This is a genomic window from Haloarcula sp. Atlit-7R, from assembly GCF_003666065.1.
Classification (GTDB): Archaea; Halobacteriota; Halobacteria; order Halobacteriales; family Haloarculaceae; genus Haloarcula; species Haloarcula taiwanensis.
In genome coordinates this window covers 589,307-611,150 of the sequence record NZ_QXIK01000002.1, presented here as the reverse complement: position 1 = coordinate 611,150, position 21,844 = coordinate 589,307, and the positions used below count along the sequence as shown (strand labels likewise).

20 protein-coding genes, 1 tRNA gene and 1 pseudogene are annotated in these 21,844 nt (G+C 63.7%); 10 read left to right on the top strand and 12 right to left on the bottom strand.

Annotation, left to right across the window (positions count from 1 at the left end):
• Window position 1 precedes the first annotated feature (1 nt).
• From D3D01_RS07075 to D3D01_RS07050, 6 genes are read right to left on the bottom strand one after another with little or no spacing between them, the layout of a single operon-like run.
• Window positions 2-424, bottom strand: a complete 423-nt coding sequence (locus tag D3D01_RS07075; protein ID WP_121303385.1) for a 30S ribosomal protein S19 — start codon at window positions 422-424, stop codon at window positions 2-4.
• Complete coding sequence (locus tag D3D01_RS07070; RefSeq protein WP_004516968.1) at window positions 421-1,143, bottom strand: 50S ribosomal protein L2; 723 nt, start codon at window positions 1,141-1,143, stop codon at window positions 421-423. Before D3D01_RS07070 ends, D3D01_RS07075 begins: the two co-directional genes overlap by 4 nt.
• Before the next feature lie 2 nt (window positions 1,144-1,145).
• Entirely contained in the window at window positions 1,146-1,403 is a 258-nt protein-coding gene (locus tag D3D01_RS07065) for a 50S ribosomal protein L23 (RefSeq protein WP_121511702.1), read from the bottom strand.
• Window positions 1,400-2,140 carry a 50S ribosomal protein L4 gene (gene rpl4p, locus D3D01_RS07060; RefSeq protein ID WP_121511701.1) on the bottom strand — a complete coding sequence of 247 codons (741 nt, stop codon included), beginning with the start codon at window positions 2,138-2,140 and terminating at the stop codon, window positions 1,400-1,402. The genes D3D01_RS07065 and rpl4p overlap by 4 nt, the downstream gene beginning before the upstream one ends.
• Before the next feature lie 3 nt (window positions 2,141-2,143).
• Complete coding sequence (rpl3p, locus tag D3D01_RS07055; RefSeq protein WP_121511700.1) at window positions 2,144-3,160, bottom strand: 50S ribosomal protein L3; 1,017 nt, start codon at window positions 3,158-3,160, stop codon at window positions 2,144-2,146.
• 4 nt (window positions 3,161-3,164) lie between these two features.
• The gene (locus tag D3D01_RS07050) at window positions 3,165-4,010 is read right to left on the bottom strand and encodes a putative RNA uridine N3 methyltransferase (protein WP_121511699.1); all 846 of its coding nucleotides are present in this window, start codon (window positions 4,008-4,010) and stop codon (window positions 3,165-3,167) included.
• Window positions 4,011-4,360: 350 nt separating this feature from the next.
• Here D3D01_RS07050 and D3D01_RS07045 point away from each other — a divergent pair.
• The 6 genes from D3D01_RS07045 to D3D01_RS07020 all read left to right on the top strand — a co-directional run bounded on the left by D3D01_RS07045 (window position 4,361) and on the right by D3D01_RS07020 (window position 8,980).
• Window positions 4,361-4,432 (top strand) — tRNA-Gly (locus D3D01_RS07045).
• A 291-nt stretch (window positions 4,433-4,723) separates the two neighbouring features.
• Entirely contained in the window at window positions 4,724-6,127 is a 1,404-nt protein-coding gene (locus tag D3D01_RS07040) for a hybrid sensor histidine kinase/response regulator (RefSeq protein WP_121511698.1), read from the top strand.
• Between the two features lie 344 nt (window positions 6,128-6,471).
• Window positions 6,472-7,119 (top strand): HVO_2922 family protein, encoded by a 648-nt coding sequence (locus tag D3D01_RS07035; protein ID WP_121511697.1) that lies wholly within the window; start codon window positions 6,472-6,474, stop codon window positions 7,117-7,119.
• A gap of 67 nt (window positions 7,120-7,186) precedes the next feature.
• On the top strand, window positions 7,187-7,519 hold the full coding sequence (locus D3D01_RS07030; protein ID WP_121511696.1) for an MTH1187 family thiamine-binding protein: 333 nt from the start codon (window positions 7,187-7,189) through the stop codon (window positions 7,517-7,519).
• Between the two features lie 24 nt (window positions 7,520-7,543).
• On the top strand, window positions 7,544-8,476 hold the full coding sequence (mch, locus tag D3D01_RS07025; protein ID WP_121511695.1) for a methenyltetrahydromethanopterin cyclohydrolase: 933 nt from the start codon (window positions 7,544-7,546) through the stop codon (window positions 8,474-8,476).
• Window positions 8,477-8,482: 6 nt separating this feature from the next.
• Window positions 8,483-8,980, top strand: coding sequence for a hypothetical protein (locus D3D01_RS07020; RefSeq protein WP_121511694.1), 498 nt, complete (start codon window positions 8,483-8,485; stop codon window positions 8,978-8,980).
• 23 nt (window positions 8,981-9,003) lie between these two features.
• Here D3D01_RS07020 and D3D01_RS07015 read toward each other — a convergent pair whose 3' ends face one another.
• The 3 genes from D3D01_RS07015 to D3D01_RS07005 all read right to left on the bottom strand — a co-directional run bounded on the left by D3D01_RS07015 (window position 9,004) and on the right by D3D01_RS07005 (window position 12,192).
• Window positions 9,004-10,635 carry a GTPBP1 family GTP-binding protein gene (locus D3D01_RS07015; protein ID WP_121511693.1) on the bottom strand — a complete coding sequence of 544 codons (1,632 nt, stop codon included), beginning with the start codon at window positions 10,633-10,635 and terminating at the stop codon, window positions 9,004-9,006.
• A gap of 266 nt (window positions 10,636-10,901) precedes the next feature.
• Window positions 10,902-11,585, bottom strand: coding sequence for a phosphoglycolate phosphatase (locus D3D01_RS07010; protein WP_121511692.1), 684 nt, complete (start codon window positions 11,583-11,585; stop codon window positions 10,902-10,904).
• Window positions 11,586-11,622: 37 nt separating this feature from the next.
• Window positions 11,623-12,192, bottom strand: a complete 570-nt coding sequence (locus tag D3D01_RS07005) for a J domain-containing protein (protein WP_101350597.1) — start codon at window positions 12,190-12,192, stop codon at window positions 11,623-11,625.
• A 573-nt stretch (window positions 12,193-12,765) separates the two neighbouring features.
• On the opposite strand from D3D01_RS07005, the gene D3D01_RS07000 reads away from it, so the two are divergent.
• Window positions 12,766-15,876, top strand: a complete 3,111-nt coding sequence (locus D3D01_RS07000; protein ID WP_121511691.1) for an adenosylcobalamin-dependent ribonucleoside-diphosphate reductase — start codon at window positions 12,766-12,768, stop codon at window positions 15,874-15,876.
• Window positions 15,877-15,958: 82 nt separating this feature from the next.
• Here D3D01_RS07000 and D3D01_RS06995 read toward each other — a convergent pair whose 3' ends face one another.
• A complete protein-coding gene (locus D3D01_RS06995; protein WP_101350599.1) occupies window positions 15,959-16,249 on the bottom strand; it encodes a hypothetical protein in 291 nt (96 codons plus the stop codon).
• 43 nt (window positions 16,250-16,292) lie between these two features.
• The gene (locus tag D3D01_RS06990) at window positions 16,293-17,813 is read right to left on the bottom strand and encodes a sulfite oxidase (RefSeq protein WP_121511690.1); all 1,521 of its coding nucleotides are present in this window, start codon (window positions 17,811-17,813) and stop codon (window positions 16,293-16,295) included.
• A 105-nt stretch (window positions 17,814-17,918) separates the two neighbouring features.
• Here D3D01_RS06990 and D3D01_RS24810 point away from each other — a divergent pair, with 105 nt between their 5' ends.
• Both D3D01_RS24810 and D3D01_RS06985 read left to right on the top strand, forming a co-directional pair.
• Window positions 17,919-18,041, top strand: coding sequence for an HVO_2523 family zinc finger protein (locus D3D01_RS24810; protein WP_004591539.1), 123 nt, complete (start codon window positions 17,919-17,921; stop codon window positions 18,039-18,041).
• Window positions 18,042-18,087: 46 nt separating this feature from the next.
• Window positions 18,088-20,664 (top strand): annotated as a pseudogene (locus D3D01_RS06985) (PAS domain S-box protein).
• On the opposite strand, the gene D3D01_RS06980 reads toward D3D01_RS06985, so the two are convergent.
• Window positions 20,642-21,301, bottom strand: a complete 660-nt coding sequence (locus D3D01_RS06980; protein ID WP_101350602.1) for a TVP38/TMEM64 family protein — start codon at window positions 21,299-21,301, stop codon at window positions 20,642-20,644. The pseudogene D3D01_RS06985 and the gene D3D01_RS06980 overlap by 23 nt on opposite strands.
• Before the next feature lie 51 nt (window positions 21,302-21,352).
• Between D3D01_RS06980 and D3D01_RS06975 the strand changes: the two genes are divergently transcribed.
• Window positions 21,353-21,742 (top strand): DUF5830 family protein, encoded by a 390-nt coding sequence (locus tag D3D01_RS06975; protein WP_101350603.1) that lies wholly within the window; start codon window positions 21,353-21,355, stop codon window positions 21,740-21,742.
• Window positions 21,743-21,844 lie beyond the last annotated feature (102 nt).

Here is a 21,844-nt window from a genome sequence, read left to right as displayed (position 1 = left end):
ATTATTTGAGCGGTACGAACTTCGAGGAGCGTGTCGCTCCGATACCGGCCTGACCGTGTTCGACACTACTCCGGGTGAGCTGGAACTCACCGAGGTAGTGGCCGAGCATCTCGGGCTCGACTTTGACACGCTCGAAGTTCTGGCCGTCGTGGACGGCGAAGGTCAGCCCGACCATCTCCGGCAGCACCGGCATGTCGCGCAGATGTGTCCGGATCGGGTCGTTGGCTGTCTCCTCTTCGCCGGCCTCGCGGGCCTTTTCGAGGAGCTTGTGTTTCTCCTCGGTCAGGCCGCGTACGATACTTCGCCGCTGTCGAGCGGGGAGCAGTTCTGCGACTTCCTCGAGCTCCATCTCCTGCAGCTCGTCGAGCGTGTGGCCGCGGAAAGAGAACTCTCCTTCGTGGCCGATTTGATATTCTGAGCTCATTCGTTGCCACCTCGACCTGTTCGCTTCGAGGCGATGTCCCCGACCTTACGTCCTGGTGGGGCGTTCCGCGAGATGGACTTGGGCTTGCCGGGGTGCTGGCGGCCGCCGCCACCGAACGGGTGGTCGACGGCGTTCATCGCGACACCGCGGACGTTAGGCCACTTCGTCCCTCGCGCTTTCATCTTGTGATGCTTGTTGCCAGCCTTGACGAACGGCTTGTCAGTTCGGCCGCCACCGGCGACGACGCCGATGGTGGCGCGACACTGCGGGTCAAGCCGCTTCATCTCCCCGGAGGGGAGCTTGACGACCGCGACGTTGCGGTCGTGGGTGAGCAGCTGGGCGTTGACACCCGACGCGCGGGCGAACTTCCCACCGTCACCGGGGCTGGATTCGACGTTGCACACCGGGACCCCCTCTGGGATCTCGGCCAGCGGGAGCGTGTTCCCGGGTGCGATCTCGGCGCTGACGCCGACCTGTAGCTCGTCGCCTACCCCGACGCCTTCCGGCGCGAGGATGAGTCGTCGGTCGCCGTCTTCGAACTCGACGGCGGCGACCGGGGCCGAGCGGGCCGGGTCGTGCTCGATGTCGACGACCGTGCCGGCGACGACGTCGCCGTCCTCGACCTTGCGGTGCTCCAGATCTGCCTTGTAACGGTGCGACGGAGCACGGAATGTGGAGGTCCCGCGGCCGCGCCGTTGTCCTTGGATTCGTCGTCCCATCGTTAGAACACCCCAATTCTGGAGGCGACTTCCTGGGCGTCGTCGTCCTCGGAGAGGCGAACGACGGCCTTCTTTTCGCCGTCCATCGTGTTCTGCGTGTTGACCTGTACGACGGTCACGTCGTACTGCTCCTCGACGGCGTCGGCGACCTCGCCCTTGGAGGCGCGGTCGTCGACGGCGAACTGGAGCTTGTTCTGGAAGTCCATGTCGTTCATGGCCTTCTCGGTGACGTGTGGGTGTTTGATGACATCCCAGCTCATCGCTCGGCCACCTCCGCGAGTGCGGATTCCGTGAAGACGGTGAGTCGACCGGGCGAGCCGCCGGGCGCGAGGTCTTCCGTGTTGACCTCGCTGGCGGTCGCCACGTCGGCCCCCGCGAGGTTGCGGGCGGCCGTCGACGGCTCGTCACTGGTCACGAAGAGAATCGAGGCGGGACGACGGTACTTCCGTCCACGGGCCGACCCCTGTCCAGCCTTGATCTTCGTCTCGTCGGCGCGTTCGATGTCGGCGTCAACATCGAGCGCTTCCAGCAGCGAGACGACTTCCTGCGTCTTGACGAGGTCCTCGAAGTCGTCGGAGACGACGACGGGCACTTCATCACGGTCGAACTCGTGGCCGCGGTCGGCGACGAGGTCGGCGTCGGCCGTCGCGGCCAGCGCCGAGCGAACGGCCAGCTGCCGTTCCTTGTCGTTGAGGTCGAGCGAGCGGTCCTTCTCGGCTTTCGGCGGGTGGGCGCGTCGCCCCTTGACCGCCTGCGGGACGCGGCGGGCACGGCCGTCCTGCTTCGGGACGTGTGCCTGCCCGCGGCCGCTACCGAAGGACTCGGCCGGCGTTCGGAGGCCGGCGTACTCGTCGGACCCGTAGTCCTGCTTCCGGTTGGCCTGTGCGGCACGTACAGCTTTGCCGATGAGGTCGGGCCGAACCGGCGTCTCGAAGACGTCCGGGAGGTCGACCTCGCCGTCTGTGGTGCCGTCCAGGTCGTAGATTGTTGCCTGCATAGGTTATCCCTGGTTCGATTCGTTGGAGACGTAGCGCACCTCGGGGTCGAGGCGCGGTTGGTCGTTCGGACGTACCGCGGGCCGGAAGCGCACCAGGCGCTTGTCCGGACCGGGCACGGAGCCCTTCACGAGCGTGTACGGCCCATCGACTTCGCCGTAGTTGACGAAGCCACCGTCGACGGTCGCTTCGTCGCCGTCAGCGATGTCGATGAGACGTTTGTTGAGCTCGGTGCGCTGGTGGTAACCGGTCTGCCCCTGCTGGGGGACCGTCGAGCGCACACGGGACGGGTTCCACGGACCGAGGTTGCCGATCCGTCGACGCCATCCCTGGCGGGCGTGTTTGCCTTTCCGCTTCTGGACGCCCCACCGCTTGACGGGACCCTGCGTCCCTTTGCCCTTCGTGACACCGGCCACGTCGGCGTACTCGCCGGCGCGGAAGATGTCGTTCATGGCGTGTTCACCACCGTCCTCGACGAGGTCGAGGGCGTGGTCGAGGCGGTCCGAAACGGACCCACCGCCGACGCGAGTCTCCATCACGTCGGGCTTTTTCTTCGGGACGCTCGGGACGGCGTCGGGGACGGTGTGCGTAATAACTCGCACGTCCCCGAGGTCACCGGCCTCGAGTGCGTCACGTACCTGTTCCTCAGCAGCGTCCGGGTCGTGGTCCTCCGGAACGTCTAGGGTCCGGTCGAGCTCCGAGTGGAACTCGTCGGTCCAGACTTCCGTCAGCGGACGCTGACCGTACGGCGTGTCTTCGTACGCTCGCAGGGCGACGGCGCGCATCGGCGGCGTCTCGATGACTGTCACGGGGACAGTCTCCTCCATCCCCTCGCGGGGGGAGTTGGGTTCGTCGTTGACAAGCACGACGTGTGTCATGCCTGCCTTGTAGCCGGCGAACCCTTGGACGCCCGGCTGCCCGTCGTCAGACGGCCAGCTGTTGAAGCGAGGGGTCTCGCTCGTCGAGCGCTTGCGCGGGCCAAAGCCCATTGAGCCTTTGCGTGGTCTGCTTGGTTGTGGCATTCGTTTACTCCGTGAGGGTTAGACAGGTGAGGGAGGCGAACAGAGCTTCTTCCGTTCGCACGACCTCACTGCCCTGGTTCGGAACCGTATTCAGCCAGAGGTCGAACCCTTCTGGTTCGTCGCTCGTCTGGTCTCCCCCGACGGCGTCCGGGGCAACGTCGAGTATCGACGGTAACCCGCGCTCGGGTGCCCCGAAGGCGACAGTCATGCCGCCCTCGGCGTCGCGCCGCTCAGCCAGCTGGCCGAGACGGGTCGACGTTACCGGCTCGCCGTATCGCGAGGACGCGATAGTGAGCCCGGCATCGTCGCGCGAGAGTGCCGCATCGAGGTCCGCGGCGACAACGTCGAATCCCGTTGTAGGGGCGTCGACGAGTTTCGCCCGGACCGGCCGTCGCGAAGAGACCCTGACGGTCACGCGCTCCCCCTGTGCCACGTCCATATCCGCTGGGACGGGCAGGGAGATCGGGTGTTGCATGCCGCAATTGACCCGGACGCGCCCATCAGCTCCGACCTCGGTCACGATTCCCTGTCTTAACGACCCCGAACCCTCAGATCCGGAGCCGGTCTGTGAACGCACGCGGAGCGGCGGCAGGACGCCGACGTACTCCAGTTCGTCCCGCTTACCCCACATCTCCTTTCGGAGGTGTGGGGGCGTCGCGGCGTACCGCAGCACGGTTTCGACGAACCCGTCTTCCCACTTGCCCGCCCCGTCAGGGTCGGGATACACTGTCAGCCGATCAACCCGGTAGACCGCGGCCGCGCGGGCCACGTAACCGAGCTTGCGAGTTGCCTCGCGTCTGTCCTCGGCTTCCCGTGCGAGGGAAGACGGCACGAGTACGCTGGTCGTCATGCCGTGACGCTTCCACGTCGCGCCACTAGACTGTGCCGATATCTCCCTTTCCAGGGCTTAAAAAGCCCCCGTTTCGCGTTCGCGATGCGTCGCGTTCACATGGTCCGTCATGCCGGTTCGGGACCGATGCAACCGTTCGCTGGATTGCCGCTTCCGAAAGTCCATGCCCCGTGACGCCATCACACGATCCGGCGCTCAGCCGGGGAGATGATTGCCCTCACTTCCCATGGTTTTCCCCGGAAAACGGAAGGCTTTTTACTCTCACCCCCGCCAGAATTGAATGCAACGAGGTGCGATGCGCGCCGGTACTGAGCGACCTACGGTCGCGAAGGACAGTGCGAACGAAGTGCGCGCTGGTAGTGTAGTTGGTATCACGTGACCTTGCCATGGTCACAACCTGGGTTCAAATCCCAGCCAGCGCATTTCTACCGACGCAGACCGATGAGCGGAGCGAGTCGCGTTTTGAGCCGAGATCGTCCTTGGATCTGAATTACGGAAACCTGAGCGGAGCAAGAGCCGCGGCTGCGAACGAGTGGGGACAAGGGTCCGTTTTTCTGCCCAACGCCCTCAACGGATGTCTGTCACAACCAATTTTGACCACCACCGTTTCGTGGTCTCACCGTCTGTGCGTCCGAGTCCTCACTGTGTAGAGCTATCATCTATCCACAACAAAACCCGGCAGTTAACAGTCTGCAAGCCAGTTAGAGGGTACGATGGATTCTGCTGGGGATATCAGTGTACTCGTCGTTGATGACAGTGATTTCTTTGTCGAGATAGCGTCCGAAAAGCTCAGTGACGCGCACGGCTTCACCACCAAAACAGCAAGTACAGGGCAGGAAGCGCTTGCATCGCTACGGGAGCAGCGCGTCGACTGTGTCGTCAGCGATTACAAGATGCCAGGCATGGACGGGCTGGAGCTGTGTACGGAAGTTAGTGAGGAGTTCGCCATACCGTTTATTCTACTAACCGGGCAAGGTGGGGAGGACGTAGCCAGTGACGCAATCGGGACCGGTGTCGATGATTACCTTCAGAAGCAGAAAATCATAGACGGGGAACGACTCCAGTTGCTCGCCACGCGGATACGCAACGTTGTCGGACAACACCGTGCACAACAGAAGTACGAGCAACTGGTCGACAATACACCGGACGAAATCGTGGAGGTCTCCACCGATGGGCGAATCCGTGCAGCGAACAAGTCGATGGCGCGGGCACACGATACCACGCGTCCGGAACTCATCGACTCGCAGTTGTCGGACGCGCTACCGGCCGAAATAGCGTCCGAACGCCTCGAATACGGCCAACGCGCCATTACCGCCGGGAGCGCGGTGACGTTTCAGGATTCCATTGGGGTACGTCACTTTCACAACATTGTCACGCCGCTCAGCGAGACTGGGGACACAAACACGGTCCAGTTCATCTCCAGAGAGATTACACAGCAGAAACACGACGAGCAGAAACTCAAAAAGACAAAGCGAGAGCTCGAAGAGTCAAACGAGAAACTGGACCAGTTCGCGAGCGTCGTCTCGCATGACCTCCGGAACCCGTTGATGGTTACGAAGGCCAGAATCGATTTCGTCCGAGATGATGCGCCCACGGAGCACGTCGAGACGATGGAGAGGAACCTCGACCGGATGGAAACGATGATAGACGAATTGCTGACACTCGCTCGTGTGGGCGAGAGCATCACCGACTTGTCTCGGGTCGCACTCGCTGCCGTCGCTGAGGACGCGTGGGAACACACACAGACAGACGGCGGGACGCTCGAACTGAACCTTACAAGAGATGTCGTGATTGAGACAGACCGTGACCGCCTGCTACAGGTTTTCGAGAATCTCTTTCGGAACGCGTTCGACCACAACGACACGCCGCTGACTATTCGAGTTGGCACACGCGACGATGCGGACGGAACTGGGCTGTCGGGCTTCTATATCGAAGATGACGGCCGCGGCATCCCCCCAGAAGACCGGACGACTGTTCTTGAACACGGGTACACGACGAGTAACGGCGGATCCGGATTCGGACTCTCTATTGTCACGGACATCGTCGCCGCCCACGGCTGGGAAATCACCATCGGTGAGGGCCGCGACGGCGGGGCACGCTTCGACATTTCTCTCTGATTCTGCAATGCCCCACGTACGGATTCGTCTCACAGGTGCCACTCGTTGTTATGCTATCGAAATCGACAGTGTCAATGCCCGACGAGTAGCAGCGAATTTACACAGCGCATTCTCTGCCCCGAATTGGAAGGAACCTGTCGCATGGGTCGCGTAGCCCTTCGTACGCACCGTCAGTCGTCGTTCCGGTTCGACGACCTACTACGGCCGTCGCGGGACAGCTGTCCACCAGAGGGTGCATCGTGCCAGCCGAGACCCTGTTACTTCGGTCAGCTGTTCTGAGCGAGACCGAGGCCGCTCTAAGTATGGAGTACCATTATTTGTTGTCCCATCGTCAGTGTGGTTGCATGACAGACGAGACGGTCCACGAGTCACAGGAAACGCGGAGTCGAAGGGGAATCGCATCGTACTTCCGGCGGTTGGCAAACAGGCTCAGCCGCGGCGAGCCAGTGCCGGCCGACGAGGCACAGACTGTGACCGTCGACCCGCCGGCCGAGTCCGACTTCGAGGTCGGGGTCGAACGCGAGGACGGCACCGTCACCCTCGAAATCGAGATGGAATGGGAGGAAGCGGACGGCGAGGTCGAGACCGAGGTCGTCGCGAGTAAGGCCACGTTCGAGGTGTACGAGGACAACGCCGAGCAGTACCGCTGGCGGCTCCGCCACGACAACGGGAACATCATCGCTGACAGCGGCGAGGGCTACGCCTCGAAGCAGAAGGCAAAGCAAGGGCTCGAGAGCGTCAAGAACAACGCCCCCGGCGCGTACGTCATCGACGAGTCCAAGGACGAGGCCGCCCCCGACGACGGCGGTAGCAAGGCGACGTTCGAACTGTTCAAAGACAGCGGGGACAAGGCCCGCTGGCGGCTCCGCCACGACAACGGTGAGATAATCGCCGACTGCGGACAGGGGTACGCCTCGAAGCAGAAGGCGAAACAGGGCCTCCAGAGCGTGAAGACGAACGCGCGCGGCGCACCGGTCGAAGACGCCGAGTAAGCGCTTCGGGCGGCGGCTTCTGCAGGACACCACAGCGATTAGGTCGCGAGCGCGCGTGTGAACCGATGTGACCTGCATAGGGTTCCTCTCGGTCGCACCGGTCATCGAAGGCAGCATGTCCTCGTACGTCGCCGACGCCGTCGCGGCGCTGGAGGCGTTCGACGTCGACTACGAGACGACGCCGATGGGGACGATAATCGAGGCGGAGAACAGCGAGGAACTGTTCGCGGCCACCCACGCCGCCCACGAGGCTGTCGGGGAGCAGACCGACCGCGTGAGCACGTTCCTGAAGATTGACGACAAGCGGACCGTCGACCAGCAGGCACAAGACAAGGTCGAGGCCGTCGAAGAGCATCTCGGTCGGGCGGCCAGAAGCGACGCGGCCGAAGGCGGAGATTAAAAGGAAGGCTGCCAAAGACGGCGTATGGATAGCCTCAATCGGATGGCCACGGAACTCGTTGACGAGGCCATCGACTTCGCCGACGAACTCACGATCGACGTACACGCGCTAGAGGGTGACGCCGCGGTGCTGGATTTCGGTGTCGAGGTCCCCGGTGCTGTCGAAGCTGGCCTGTTGCTCGCGGAAATCCAGACAGCCGGGCTGGCGACGGTCCAGTCAACGATGGACACCATCGGCGGCGCACCGTTGAACCACGTGGAACTGTCGACAGACCACCCGGCACTGGCCCTACTGTGCTCGCAGAAGGGCGGCTGGGAACTGGCCGTCGACGGCTTCGAGGCGCTCGGGAGCGGCCCGGCACGTGCGCTGGTCGCCGAAGAGGAGGCGTTCCAGCGTATCGGCTACCGAGAGGACGCCGACTTCGCCGTGCTTGCCCTTGAGACCGACGAACTGCCGGATGAGGACGTTGCGAGCCAGGTCGCCGAGCGCACCGGCGTCCCCGAGACGGGCGTGTTCCTGCCGTCGTTCGCCACTGCGAGCGTGACCGGGAGTGTCGTCGCCGCAGCACGGGCCGCCGAGCTGGCCGTCTTCAGGCTTGCCGAACTCGGCTTCGACCCGGTGTCGGTGCTGTCGGCCAGCGGCCGCGCGCCGGTCGCGCCGGTCGCCGGCGACGAAGCGACTGCGATGGCCCGGACCACGGACGCGCTCGCCTACGGCAGCGAGGTGCATCTCACCGTCGACGAGTCCTTCGACCGCTTCGACGAGGTCCCCTCCGTCGCGGCCCGGAAGTACGGCGAGCCACTGGAGGGCGTCTTTGAGGACGTGGACTGGGACTTCACAGAGCTTCCCGTTGAACTGTTCGGCCCGGCCGCCGTCACCATCGATGTTGTCGGCGGCGACACGCACGTCGTCGGAGAGACGAGCGAGAGCGTGTTAGCCGAGAGCTTCGGCCTGTAATCGGGTATGCGCTACAAGGTCGCGCCGCCGGCCCGCTCGCGTTCGTTTCTGGACACGGCGAGAGAGGCGATTCCGCTGGTCCCCGACAGCGAGGCCGACTGCTGTCGAGCGATACAGACGGCAACCGACGTGTCAGACCGCAAAACGGCACAGGAGTACCTGGTGTTCCTGCAGGCGCTGGGACTGGTCGCCGAGAGCGAACGGGGTTACTACCGGACGAGGACTGATCCCGACCGGGCGGCCCTTGCGACAGCCTTCGAGGAATCGGTCTTCGGTGTCGACGTGCTCCTCGCTGCTCTCGATTCAGAGGGGGTAGATGCCGATGCTGCGTTCGAGGCGCTTCGGGCTGAGATTCCTCGCTGGGAGCGCGAGCGGCACACCGATTGGGAGGCCGTCTGGCGAGAGCGAACGACGAGTCTGTTGGAGTGGGCCGTGCTGTTTGGTCTCGCAGAAAGACCGGATGACGACTACAGGTTACTGACCGGAGACGACGTAAACCGGTGAGAGGAAGATAGAGAGGCGGGGCGCTACTCTGCCGGGTCGGTGTCGGTGACGGTGCCCACACCCTTCGAACTGCCCTCACGGAAGACGAACTTCTGGCCCTCCTCAATGAGATAAGAGCGGAACTTGAATCTGATCCGGGCCGTGCCGGCGTCGCCCGGGAGCAACTGCCCGCCGTCCGGATAGAAGGCTGCGGCCTCGCTGACCGTTTCGAGGTGGACTACGGGTTCGTAGCCGTCGCCGATGCGGGTCGGATGGTTCAACACCATCACCTCAGCTTCGAACTCCTGTACCGGCGACGGGTCAGCATCGCTCGGCAACAGGACCATCCCGCGCTCGATGTCCGCCTCGCGGACGCCCTTCAGCGCGATACCAACAATGCGACCGGCCTTCGCCTCGTCGACCCGGTGGTAGTGCATCTCGATGGACCGGACCTCGACCTCCCGGAAGCTTCCGTCCTGCATCGGCCCGAGCAAGAGTTCGTCGCTGGCTTCGACCTCGCCGGACTTGATAGTGCCCGAGGCGACCGCGCCGACCCCCTGAACGTTGTACGTCCGGTCGACGTACATCCGGAAGTCGCCCGCCTCGCCGGCGGTTTTGGGCAGCGCCTCGAACATCTCATCGAGGTCGTCCAGTCCCTCCTTGGTGACGGCGCTGGTGGTGATTACCGGCACGACGGTCTCGGAGATCTCGTTTATAGCCGTGTCCACGCCGTGGCGCTCGACCCGGAGCGGCGTCTTGTCGACCTCTCGCAGTGCCTGTTCGACGGAGCGTTCGACCTCGGCGACCCGCTCTTGGTCGACGAGGTCGGTTTTAGTGATGGCGACAATCGTCGGGAGGTCCGTCGCCAGTAGGATACCGAGGTGTTCTCGCGTCGTCTCTGTCACCCCGTCGTCGGCCGCGACGGTCAGGAGGCCGTAGTCGAGTTTCTGGCCGACGAGGCCGCGAATCGTCGTCCGAAGCCACGGCTCGTGACCGACAGTGTCGACGAAAGAGACCAGTCGGTCGGACTCCTCGACGACGCGAGCGCGGTCGTCCTTCCGGTGTGGGTTGTCCATACGGATCGGCGCCCCGTCGTCGTCGAAACCGTAGACGCCGTAGGAGAGGTTCGCCGACAGTCCGCGCTCGACTTCGTGAGGCTGGACATCCAGAAAACCGCGGGTCCCGCCTTCGCCGTCGTCGGCGTCGCCGGTGACCAGCGACCCCACGAGCGTGGATTTGCCGTGGTCGACGTGCCCAGCGGTTCCGACGACGATGTGGTCGTCGTCCGCGAGGACCGACCCCTCGGAGACCGTTGCCACACCCACGATGCCGTCCGTGTCGGTCGACCCGTCGTCCGAGACGCCATCGACGCCCCATGTTTTGACATCCTCGATGTGTGCGCCGGCCTCCTCTGCCAGCAGGCTGAGTACGTCCATCGACTCGGAAAACTCCGCCGGCGAGATGCCGGCGAGACCACCGTCGTCGGTGACCCCGACGACGTACGTCGCCTCCCCATCTCCGGAGAGAACGCGGTGGCGCAGCTGCGCCGCGAGAGATTCGAGTCGCCCCTCGGACAGGTGGAGGTTCTCGGTGAGCCGTTCTTTGAACTCGACGCTGCCGCCCTCACGCTCGCCGCGGTCAAGCGCACGCCGGAGGACAGCCCGGTCGGGGCTCATATCCCCTCGTTACCGTGGGGCAGACATAAGCCTTCCCCGGATTTACGGCTCTAGAGCCCTCCTGAATCCGGTGGCTGAGTGTATCTCTCACAGTAGCGCTCGGACGGATATTTATACGCAAGGACGCGGCCAGCACGGGCCATGGACTGAGCCGCCACGCGGGGTTCGCGGTTGCGTGACGCCGCTCCATGTGCTAGCTGGTGTCGATGCCGTCACCTGCTTGCCCATTCAGACAGGGACTGGTCAGACTGTCGGTCATGCGACCGTCACTCCCGGTATGGCGCGACCGCTTCGAGAAAGCCGTCGCCGTAGCTCCCGCTGGTCACTCGGTCGGCCCGTTCGAGCGCCGTCTCATCGGCATTAGCAACGGCAACAGCCTCGCCGGCCAGGTCGAACATCTGGGCGTCGTTTACCGAGTCGCCGACCGCCAGAAACTCGGCCGGCTCCAAGCCCAGTTCTGCACACACCGCTTCAAGACCCGTCCCCTTGTCGACGACCGGGTCCGTCACGTGGTAGGCGAAGCCGGTGTCGAGGACGACGAGCCCGCGCGCCGCAGCCAGTTCCTCCAGTGGTTCAAGCGGCCGGTCGCGCGACACGACGAGTTCCGTCTCGCGCCATCGGTTTGCCAGATCGACTTGCCCGAAACCGAGGTCGTGGCCCAGATCGCGGTAGGCCTCGCCGACCGCTAACGCCGCCTCGTGATCGCCTTCCAGCCTGAGTTCGTCGCTCGCTTCGACGAACACGACGCCGCCGTTCTCGGCGACGACTGTCCGCTCGATACCCAGAAACTCACAGAGGGCAATCGGGAACGGCATTGCCTTACCGGTGGCGATGACGACGCGTGCAGGCCACTCGCGGAGGACTGGCATGACGTGGGGGTCGATTGCGCGGTTCTCGTCGGTCAGTGTCCCGTCGATGTCGACAATGAGGGGCGGCGTGTCGTTGTCCATACGTCCCGGTTCGGAGCACCGCTTATGGAAATTGTGGTCAGTCGTCGGTCAGCGTCTCGTAGGCTGCCTGCACCTGCTTGAATTCCCGTTCACTCCCGCTGTCGGTGTCGGGATGGACCTCTTTGACTTTCTCCCGGTAGGCCCGCTTGATGGAACTCTGGTCGGCATCCGGGTCGAGGCCCAGCCGTCGGTAGGCCTCCGCCGGACTCGGTCCCGACGACTGAACGCGCTGTCGGCGCTGCCGGCCGCCCGCTGTCTGGCGTCGTTGGCGCTGGCGTCGCTGGCGGCGACGCTGGCCACCCTGACTCGCCTGTGAGCGGCGTGCTCGACGACCGTCTCGCGGTGGTTCCCACTCCTCTCGTGGCCCGGCTCCGAACCCGCCGCGACGGGCATTCCCCGTGTTCTGTGCCGCCTGTCGCTCAACCCGTTCGTAGAGGCTTGCCGCCATCTTCCCGCTGAGGTGGTAGTACATGAAATACGTCGACACCCCGAACATGAGCGCCAGAAAGAGCACCGCAGGATTGATTACGAGGCCCACCGCCGTCAGGACGACTGTCAGGCCTCCAAACACCACTGCGATTCCCTTGGTGAGCCCATCGTACTGCACGCGTTCTCCTTCGGTCCACAGACCTGTAAGCGTCCCGCCTCTCGCCTGTCAATCAGTTCGCTCTCGGACTCTATAGCGGACACGTTCTAGAAGAACCAAGAGCAAAACAGCGAACATGCACGCGATATCGACACCGCACGGACTGACAGGACTGATTTGGCAAAACCGCAATAGGGCGGAGGGTCTGACACAGTCTTATAACCTCCCCACGTACCGTTAGTGAGCGGCTGTCACAACGCTCAAACCCCCGCCTGTTTCTACTGGATATCTCGGTCACGTCTGGTGGTTCACGAGGATGGGTTTTCACTTTCACCTCGGTCTAGACAGTATTAAGAAGAATCGACGGCATCTATTCCGTTGTACGCGGCTATCGTTTCACGCGTCACCAGCACAGTTCGTCGAGCACCGTAGCCGCGACTCCGGAGCTTGCTACGGCCGCCACCGAATCGCAGACAAGAAGGATTAAACGCTATCGATGAATACGTATTCGCCGCCAGAAATGACAGGATCACGGGTAGCTACGACGAGGGGTATCGACCGACAGACGGCCGCTGTCGGGAGGAGGAGCGGGCGATGAGTAACAGCGACCTTTCCGCCGACGAGATCACGCTCCCGATCAAACGTACCGATGGTGACACGATCGAAGAGCGACTCACAGGCAACGCCTACCACAACATCCTCCCGGCTCGCTACCTCCGGAAGGATGCCGACGGTGACCTCATCGAGGAACCCGAAGACCTCTTCGACCGCGTCGCCAAGAACATCGCGCTCGCCGAAGCAGTGTTCGAGGCCAACAAGCAGGACATCGACGTACACGTCTCGCCGGACCAGTTGAAGCCCGACCACCCGCGTCGCGACGAGCTCGCCGACGAGGTGTTCGGCAAGGGAACGTCCGTCGACGACGATGTCGAGACCGAACTCTCTGTTTACAACGTCAACAAGTTCGCTTACGAGACGGTCGTGCCAGAACTGCCCGAGGGCGTCCGCGAGCACGTCGAAGCAACCGCCGACGCCTTCCAGGAGCAGATGGAGCAGCTCTCCTTTATGCCGAACTCGCCGACGCTGATGAACGCCGGCGACGAACTCCAGCAGCTCTCGGCCTGTTTCGTCGACTCGCCCGGCGACGACATCGACGACATCCACCAGACCGCCAAGGAGGCCGCACAGGTCTTCCAGTCCGGCGGTGGCATGGGCTATGCGTTCTGGAAGCTCCGCCCGTACGGCGACCCCGTCGGCTCCACCGGCGGCATCGCGTCCGGCCCCATCACGTTCATGCGGACCTACGACCAGATGTGCGAGACCATCGCGCAGGGCGGGGCTCGCCGCGGCGCACAGATGGGCGTCATGCGCGTCTCCCACCCGGATGTCATCCAGTTCATCCACGCCAAGAACAAGGACGTCTCGCTGGCCGAGACACTCCGCCTGAACGACCCGGACGACTTCACGCACAACTCCTTTGCCGAGGCCCTGGAAGAAGCACGGGAACTCATTGACGACGACGGAAAGGTGCCAAAGCACCTCCGCAACGCCGTCGAGGGCCACCTCTCGAACTTCAACATCTCCGTCGGGGTCACTGACGACTTCATGGAGGCGCTGAAAGCCGGCGAAGAATTCACCTTCACCAATCCACGAACGGGCGACGCCCACATCGTCACCGAAGAGACGAAAGAACTGTACGACATGTTCGGCCTCGGCGAGCACGTCGAGGTCGGCGAGGAGCTCTCGATTCCGGCCGAGGAACTCTGGGACGACATCGTCGAGGGCGCTCACGAGAACGGCGAGCCCGGTGTCATCTATCTCGAACGGGTGAACAAGCAACACTCCTTCGACGTCGAGGAACACCCCGACCACGAGATTCTCGCCACGAACCCGTGTGGCGAACAGCCCCTCGAAGAGTACGAGGCCTGCAACCTCGGGCACATCAACCTCTCGACGCTGGCTGCCACGGACGCGCCGGACTGGCGCGTCTGGTCGGACCGTCACGCTGACGAATACGACTCGATTGAAGCGGCTATCGACGCGTTCCTCGAGGAAGCGATCGACTGGGACGAGTTCGACCGACGCATCGAACTCGGCACCCGCTTCCTCGAAAACGTCGTTACGATGTCCGACTTCCCGGTCGAGAAGATCGAGCAGAAGGTCCGGGAGATGCGCAAGATTGGCCTCGGTATCATGGGCCTCGCACAGCTGTACATCCAGCTCGGCGTCGCCTACGGGACCGAGGAGGCAAACGAGATCGCCCGCCAGACGATGCGACACATCAACCACGGGTCCAAGGCCACGAGCCACGAACTCGCCGAGGAACGCGGCGTCTTCTCCGAGTGGGAGAACTCCAAGTACGCGAACCCGACGGACTACCCCGACTGGTTCGAGAAGCAGACCGGCGAGGACGCCGAGGATTGGGCGGACGGCTACCCGATCCGCAACCACAACACCACGACCATCGCCCCGACCGGGACGACCTCGATGATCGGCAACACCACCGGTGGCTGTGAGCCGATCTACAACGTCGCCTACTACAAGAACGTCTCCGACGACGTGCAGGGCGACGAGATGCTCGTGGAGTTCGACGACTACTTCCTCCGCGCACTGGAGGACAACGACATCGACGTCGAGGCCGTCAAGCAGGAGGCCCAAGAGCAGATGGCCAACAACGAGTTCGACGGCGTCGACGGGCTGACGACTGTGCCCGACGCCATCGGCGAGCTGTTCGTCACGACTGGCGACCTCTCGGCGAAGCAGCACGCGGGTATCCAGGTGGCCTGTCAGGAGGGCGTCGACTCCGCCATCTCGAAGACGGTCAACGCCCCGAACGACTCCACGACCGAGGACGCAGCCGAAGTGTTCGAGTACATCTACGACCACGGCGGCAAGGGCGTCACCTACTACCGCGACGGCACCCGCAGCAAGCAGGTGCTGACAACGCGCGCCCAGAACACGGAGTTCTCGGACATGGACGCCGAGGAGGTCGTTGCCCAGATAGAGGAGGTCTTCGGCGGCATCGAGGGCTTCCTCGAAGACGAGGCTGTTCAGGCCGCCCTCGACGACTCCGTTGAGGAAATCCTGAGTGTCGCCGACGGCGACACCGACGCCGAGTTCGCCAAGAAGCAGACCCGGCCGGACGTGCTCCATGGCGTCACCCAGCGCATCGACACCGGCTACGGAAAGCTCTACGTCAACATCAACGAGGACCCCGAGGCCGACCGGCCGTTCGAGCTGTTCGCCAACATCGGCAACTCCGGCGGCTTCACCGCCTCCTTCACCGAGGCGCTGGCAAAGACCATTTCGACGGCGCTGCGCTCGGGCGTCGACCCCGAGGAAATCGCCGACGAACTGCAGGGCATCCGGTCGCCGAAGGTCGCCTGGGACAAGGGCGAGCAGATACAGTCTATCCCGGACGCCATCGGCACCGCCCTGCGTCGCTACCTCGACGGCGACGTCGACAAGGCCTATCCCGACCAGACCACGCTGGAGGAGACGGCCGAGAAGGCCGAAGGCGAGACCGAACCCGCCACACAGACCCAGACCGACGGCGGTGCGGCCGCCGCAGCCGACACGAGCGGCGACCAGCAGGACATCATCGACGCCGGCGAGAGCCCGGAATGTCCTGACTGTGGCTCGCTGTCGCTGTACTACTCAGAGGGTTGCAAGACCTGCGAGTCCTGTGGCTGGTCCGAGTGCTGACCGTCTCAGCCTGAGAGGCGGCTCTGTCATTCGCCGCGCTTGAAGCCGTTCTTTTCACGTTCGCTGACTCGCCGAGGACCGGCTACCGGAACTCGGTCACGTCGTACACGCCGGTAATCGTCGTTTCCTCAACGGCTGCGGTAATTTCTGTCCCTTCCTCAGCCGCCGAATCTGCGACGAGCGTGACTGGTTCGATGGGCTGGCGGCGAAGAAAGGCTGCAATCCGTTCGAGCCACGACGGCGTCCCGCCCTTCCGGCAGACGATAACGTAGCGCGATTCGGCGAGCGACGCCATCTCAGGTTCGAAGTCGTAGTCCTCGTGATCGGCCGGCGGGACGACGTGAATGACCTCGCCGGCAATCGTCTCGTCCATACACACGATAGCGACTACAGCGGTATGTGCCGCTCGCTTTGCATTACGAGTACTGCTTCGACACCCAGCCCGAGGCACCGCTGGGATAGGAGTCAGTCTCCTCCTCGGGCTGTACCTCGCCGTGTTGGTCGACCATCCGGACGACGACGGTGTGGCCGCCGGACGGCGGGTCATAGGTATGTTCCCACTGTCGCCATGCGTCCTCGGCGGGGCCGTCGCCGCTGGCGGCCGGCAGTTGGTCCGAGAGCGTTGCGTCCGCCCACGTCTCGCCGCCGTCGGTGGAGACCTCGACGCGCTGGACGCCGCGCAGGCCGGCGTAGGCGGGGCCGCCGATCCGCCGCCGGCCGTCGGAAAGCATCGATTCGTGGTGGAGTTTGGCGACCGGATTCACCGGCCCGGTCCCCTGCCAGCCGCGTTTCTCCCAGTAGCCGTCGGCCTCCTCGTCGAGAATTTCGATCTCCGAGAGCCACTTGACGTTGACCTCGCCCCAGTGGCCGGGGACCAGCGCCCGGACGGGGTAGCCGTGGCCGCGCGGGAGTATCTTCCCGTTCATTCCGTAGGCGAGCATCCCGCCCCTGAGCGCGTCGATGGGGAACTCCTCGTAATAGTCGTCTTCGGCCCGGAGCATCACACACTCACAGCCGCTCTGGACGCCGGCTTCTTCGAGCAGGCTGTCGACGGGAACGCCGGTCCATAGCGCGTTGTCTATCTTGTAGCCGTTCAGACTCTCGCCGACACAGCGGAGCGTGACGAACCGGTTTTCGGCGTCCATCTCCAGGATGTCCCCGTAGTCGAGCGTGATCTCCTCTTCGACGGCACCAGTGATAGAGAGCGACCAGTCCGCGGCCGAGATCTGCGGGTCGATGGAGTTGATATCGACCTCGTAGAAGTTCTCGCTGACCAGCGGGTCTATGTCGCCAAAGCCAAGCGAGGACTCCGCGGCGACGGCGAGCTTCTCGTCGACATCGTTGAGGTCTGCCCCCGGCGCATTCAGTACGGGCGCGTCGTCACCCATCGCGGCGACCGGACGCCGGTTACCAGCCGTGTAGCCGACCGTTGCCGCGGCGACAGCAGCACCGACCGTCGAGAGCGCCCGCCGTCGTTTCGAGGATATCGGCGACACCGAGCCACTGAGTCCGTCAAGGAGCTGCGCAAGGCCGACGACGGCGGCGGCGGGGACCGCCGGGCCAGCGGCAAGGACGACTTCGCCGGTGAGAACGACGCTGACAGCCCAGGTGACGACAGCCGTTCCGACAACAGGGAGGGCGCGGTTATTCGCCAGTTGCCCGATGAGGATGGCTGCCCTGGCCGCCAGTGCGATGAACAGCCCAGCGAGCGCGATGGCGAACAGGAGATTCAACTGTTGGCCGAGACTGCCAAGCGTCGAGATGGCGGTCGAGACGATGATGCCGGGCATCGACCGTGCGAGCGTCCGTTCGATAGGCGAGGCGATGAACGCAGGTGCGTAGCCAGTGACCGCGTAGGAGCCGGCCAGGCCCGCGACGGCTGCAACGACACTGACCAGCAGCCGCCCGCCGGGAGAGTCGAGAAGGTCGTCAGTCACGGCTGCACTGACGGTCTACCCGGCAAAAGAGATTGTTCCAATTTCACCCAGATTCCGTTCCGAAACTCCGGAAGACATAAGCGAGCGGGGTTGGTCTACGGAATCATGGACGAGCAGCCCGGCGGTCGGCCCTGCCCGCTCTGTGAACGGGCGATGTACCACCGACACTGCAAGTACGTCTGTCCGGAACACGGGGTCGTGTACGACTGCGCCGACACGTTCTACTGACGAGACGCTCACGGGTTTATTAGCTTGGAACAATGAAAAGAGTGGTATGAGTGGTCACGGGGAGGAGATTTCGGTGCTGCACGTCGACGACGACCCCGACCTCGGTGACCTCGTTGCGGTCCATCTGGAGCAAACGCACGGCGCCATCTCTGTCTGTACCGAACGAAGTGCGGCCGACGGGTTAGCGCGACTGTCTGAACACGCGTTCGACTGTGTCGTCAGCGACCACGACATGCCGGGCATGGACGGACTCGAGTTTCTGAGAGTCGTTCGCGAGGAGTACGAGGAACTCCCGTTTATCCTCTTTACTGGCAAAGGAAGCGAGGAAATCGCGAGTGACGCGATCTCTGCCGGCGTCACCGAATACCTGCAGAAGGGAGTCTGAACGGACCAGTACGCCGTGCTCGCGAACCGTATCGAGCGGGCTGTGGGGGAACGACGGGCCAAGACCGCGCTCGAAGAGTCTGAGCGGATGCTGTCGACGCTCATCTCGAACCTTCCGGGAATGGTGTATCGCGCGCGGAACGAACCCGATTGGCCAATGGAGTTCGTCAGCGACGGTGCAGCGGAACTCGTCGGCTACAGTTCGGCGGCGCTCGAGAGTGGCGACGTTTCTTGGGGCACGCTCATAGAGGATTCCGAGACAGAGCGTCTCTGGGAGACAGTCCAGACCTGTATCGCCGCCGACGAACCGTTCGAAGTCTCCTACCAGATTGAGACGGCCGACGGTGAGACTCGCTGGATGTGGGAACGCGGGCGTGTCGTCGACACTGACGACGACGGCGTCGAAATCCTCGAAGGATTCATCACCGACGTGACCGCACGCGAGGAGCGCGAACGGGAACTCGCGGATCAGCGGGCATTTACCGAGAAGCTCATCGACTCTATCGACGATATGTTCTACGTGGTCGCTACCGACGGGAGCCTGGTCCGATGGAACGACACCGTCCCGTCGGTGACCGGGTACACCAACGAGAAATTAGCGTCGATAGGAATTGACGAGCTCATTGTGGACTCTGACCACGACAAACTGTGGCGGATATTCGAGGAGACGCTGGAGACCGGGTACGGAACCATCGAGGCAGGTGTTGAGACGGCTGACGGCGAGCAACTCCAGTATGAGTTCAAGGGCTCGCTCATCGAGGACGAGCGCGGTGACCCGTTCGGGATTGCTGGAATCGGCCGGGATATCACCGAGCGGAAGCGTCGAGAGCGGGCACTCAGAGAGTATCGCACGCTAGTTGAAAACGTCGGAGACCCGATGTACGTCCTCGATAGGGACGGGACCATAGAGATGGTGAACGAGGCGATGGCCGTCCATCTGGGGTACGACCGCTCGGAAATCATCGGCTCGAATCCGGCCCGGTTCATGCCCGACGCGGACGTCGAGGAAGCGGCAGACCTCATTCGTGACCTGCTCGACGACGAGCGAACGTGGGCGTCCTACGAGATGCGCACGATATCGGCTGACGGGACGGTCCGGATCAATGAGGACAGGATCGCACCACTGTTCGACGATGATGGGACCTTCGACGGCTCGGTCGGTGTGATGCGTGAGACAACGGCCCGAAAGCAGCGCAAGCGGGAACTCGAACGCTACGAGACGATTATCGAGGCCGTCGGCGACCCGGTGTACACCCTCGACGACGAGGGCGTGTTCACCTACGCGAACGAGGCGATAGAGCGACTGACGGGCTTCGAGCCGGATACCCTCATCGGTGAACACATCTCCACGATTATGGCTGGTGATGACATCGACCGCGGTAGCGACCTCATCCGGACCATGCTATCCGAGCCGACCCGGCAGAACGTGACCTTCGAAACCGATATCGTCGACCAGGACGGGGAGCACACCCCTATCGAGATTCACATCGCGTTACTTCCGGCAGCCGATGGAGAGTTCAACGGCACGGCGGGCGTCATCCGCGACATCAGCGACCGGAAAGAGAGAGAGCGACAGCTCGCGGAGTTCGCCTCCGTCGTGAGCCACGACCTCCGGAACCCGCTGAACGTGGTCAAAGGGCGGATATCGGCCGCTCGGACGTCGGGCGACGTATCGCACCTCGAAGCGGCGGAGTCCGCGGCCGACCGGATGGACGACCTCATCAACGACCTGCTGACCCTCGCCAGACAGGGCGAGACGGTCGGTGAGACGGCGATGGTGGATCTCACCGCTCTCGCTGGGCAGGCCTGGGCCGATGTCGAAACAGGCGAAGCCAGGCTGGAAAAGCACGGAACGGCGACGGTTGAGGCCGACGCGGCACGGCTCCGGACGGTGTTCGAGAATCTGTTCCGAAACAGTGTGGAACATGGGTCCACGAGCAGTCGGTCAGGGACCGACGGCGGCGTGGAACACGGGGCCTCGACGGATGATGTCGCACCGATAACGGTCTCCGTCGGGACGACAGACAACGGTTTCTACGTCGCCGACGACGGAGCCGGAATCTCGCCGGAGGAGCGACAGGACGTGTTCGGCCGCGGCTACACCACGAGCGACACGGGGACCGGCTTCGGGCTGGCAATCGTCACCGAGGTTGCGCAGGCTCACGGCTGGTCGGTGTCGGTGACAGAGAGCGAAAGCGGTGGCGCGCGGTTCGAGTTCACGACGAGTTCGGAGCGTTGACGTGGCGATAGGCCGGTCCCGCAAGCACCAACACGGCCAGCGCCGCCGAAAACAGCAGGACGTGCGGGAGCGCGTCGATAGTGAGGCCGGTGAGCGTCAACGACCGCAGCGACGCGCCCGCAGTAACCTCGACGGCAACCCACGGAATCTCTCCGAGAAAGGTCCCGACAGCGAACGAACGCGGCGAGACGCGGGCGAACCCGGCCCCATAGGACACGGGGTCCGCGGGAACCGGTGAGAGCCGCGCTGCGAGGACGCCCCGCATCTCGCCGGTTACCTCGATGATCCGGCGGCCGGAGTCGCCCAGCCAGCCGAACATCCCGCCCTGTTCACCAGCCCGGAGCGCGAACCGGTAGGGAATGAGGCACGTGACGAGTGCCCCCATCAGCGCGACCGGGAAGCCGTACTTGACGCCGAGGACGAACCCGACGAACGCGGACAGCGGCATCGTGGGCCACGCAAAGAACGGGCGGATGAGATACAGGCCGACGATGACGCCCGCGAGGTAGACAGGGTGGTCGGCCAGGTGCAGCATCTGAGCTACCACCCGCTCGGGCGTGAGCAGCGTCGTCGCAATGGCGACGACTCCCACCAGCCCAGCAGTCCCGACCAGCTGTCGCTTCGCGAGGCGGTCCATCTACCCAATTGAGCGGCAGCAATCGACAAACGCTTTGTGGTATCTTTTACGTTGTTCGGGGTTGAATCGGTGGTTGTGTCCGAGACGCGAGACCCGGTCGAACTCGGCGTCGAACTGCTCGCCCATCTGGAACACGGTGAGCTGTCCGTCGCTGACGCCCTCGACCGTATCGAGACGGTGACGACCAACCCACAGGTCCAGCGCGAGATACTCGATACCGCCGTGATGCGGGGCCTCATCGAACGCGAGAACGGTGTCGTCCGCCCGCGGTCACAGGGGTCGTACGTGAACTTCGACAGCGACGTGGTCGTCCGGGAAGGAGAGTTCTCGTGTCAGCGCTGTGGTGCAGCTATCAACACGGGTCACTTCGTCCAGTTCGACGGTGGCGAACTGGGCCCGTTCGGGTCGACGTGTATTCGGAAAGTGTTAGGGCGGGAGTAGCGGGGCCGTAGCCGCGACAGAGGCCACGGCCTCGGTCGGGCGAGCGGGGAGGAACGACCCGCGAGCAAAGGAGCGACCGCAGGGAGCGACCCTCGTTGATGC

What these genes read in the sequence shown, in the direction of transcription:
- D3D01_RS07075 (WP_121303385.1), bottom strand. Translation starts at nt 424, where the DNA reads ATGAGCTCAGAATATCAAATCGGCCACGAAGGAGAGTTCTCTTTCCGC.
- D3D01_RS07070 (WP_004516968.1), bottom strand. Translation starts at nt 1,143, where the DNA reads ATGGGACGACGAATCCAAGGACAACGGCGCGGCCGCGGGACCTCCACA.
- D3D01_RS07065 (WP_121511702.1), bottom strand. Translation starts at nt 1,403, where the DNA reads ATGAGCTGGGATGTCATCAAACACCCACACGTCACCGAGAAGGCCATG.
- rpl4p (WP_121511701.1), bottom strand. Translation starts at nt 2,140, where the DNA reads ATGCAGGCAACAATCTACGACCTGGACGGCACCACAGACGGCGAGGTC.
- rpl3p (WP_121511700.1), bottom strand. Translation starts at nt 3,160, where the DNA reads ATGCCACAACCAAGCAGACCACGCAAAGGCTCAATGGGCTTTGGCCCG.
- D3D01_RS07050 (WP_121511699.1), bottom strand. Translation starts at nt 4,010, where the DNA reads ATGACGACCAGCGTACTCGTGCCGTCTTCCCTCGCACGGGAAGCCGAG.
- D3D01_RS07040 (WP_121511698.1), top strand. Translation starts at nt 4,724, where the DNA reads ATGGATTCTGCTGGGGATATCAGTGTACTCGTCGTTGATGACAGTGAT.
- D3D01_RS07035 (WP_121511697.1), top strand. Translation starts at nt 6,472, where the DNA reads ATGACAGACGAGACGGTCCACGAGTCACAGGAAACGCGGAGTCGAAGG.
- mch (WP_121511695.1), top strand. Translation starts at nt 7,544, where the DNA reads ATGGATAGCCTCAATCGGATGGCCACGGAACTCGTTGACGAGGCCATC.
- D3D01_RS07020 (WP_121511694.1), top strand. Translation starts at nt 8,483, where the DNA reads ATGCGCTACAAGGTCGCGCCGCCGGCCCGCTCGCGTTCGTTTCTGGAC.
- D3D01_RS07015 (WP_121511693.1), bottom strand. Translation starts at nt 10,635, where the DNA reads ATGAGCCCCGACCGGGCTGTCCTCCGGCGTGCGCTTGACCGCGGCGAG.
- D3D01_RS07010 (WP_121511692.1), bottom strand. Translation starts at nt 11,585, where the DNA reads ATGGACAACGACACGCCGCCCCTCATTGTCGACATCGACGGGACACTG.
- D3D01_RS07000 (WP_121511691.1), top strand. Translation starts at nt 12,766, where the DNA reads ATGAGTAACAGCGACCTTTCCGCCGACGAGATCACGCTCCCGATCAAA.
- D3D01_RS06995 (WP_101350599.1), bottom strand. Translation starts at nt 16,249, where the DNA reads ATGGACGAGACGATTGCCGGCGAGGTCATTCACGTCGTCCCGCCGGCC.
- D3D01_RS24810 (WP_004591539.1), top strand. Translation starts at nt 17,919, where the DNA reads ATGGACGAGCAGCCCGGCGGTCGGCCCTGCCCGCTCTGTGAACGGGCG.
- D3D01_RS06980 (WP_101350602.1), bottom strand. Translation starts at nt 21,301, where the DNA reads ATGGACCGCCTCGCGAAGCGACAGCTGGTCGGGACTGCTGGGCTGGTG.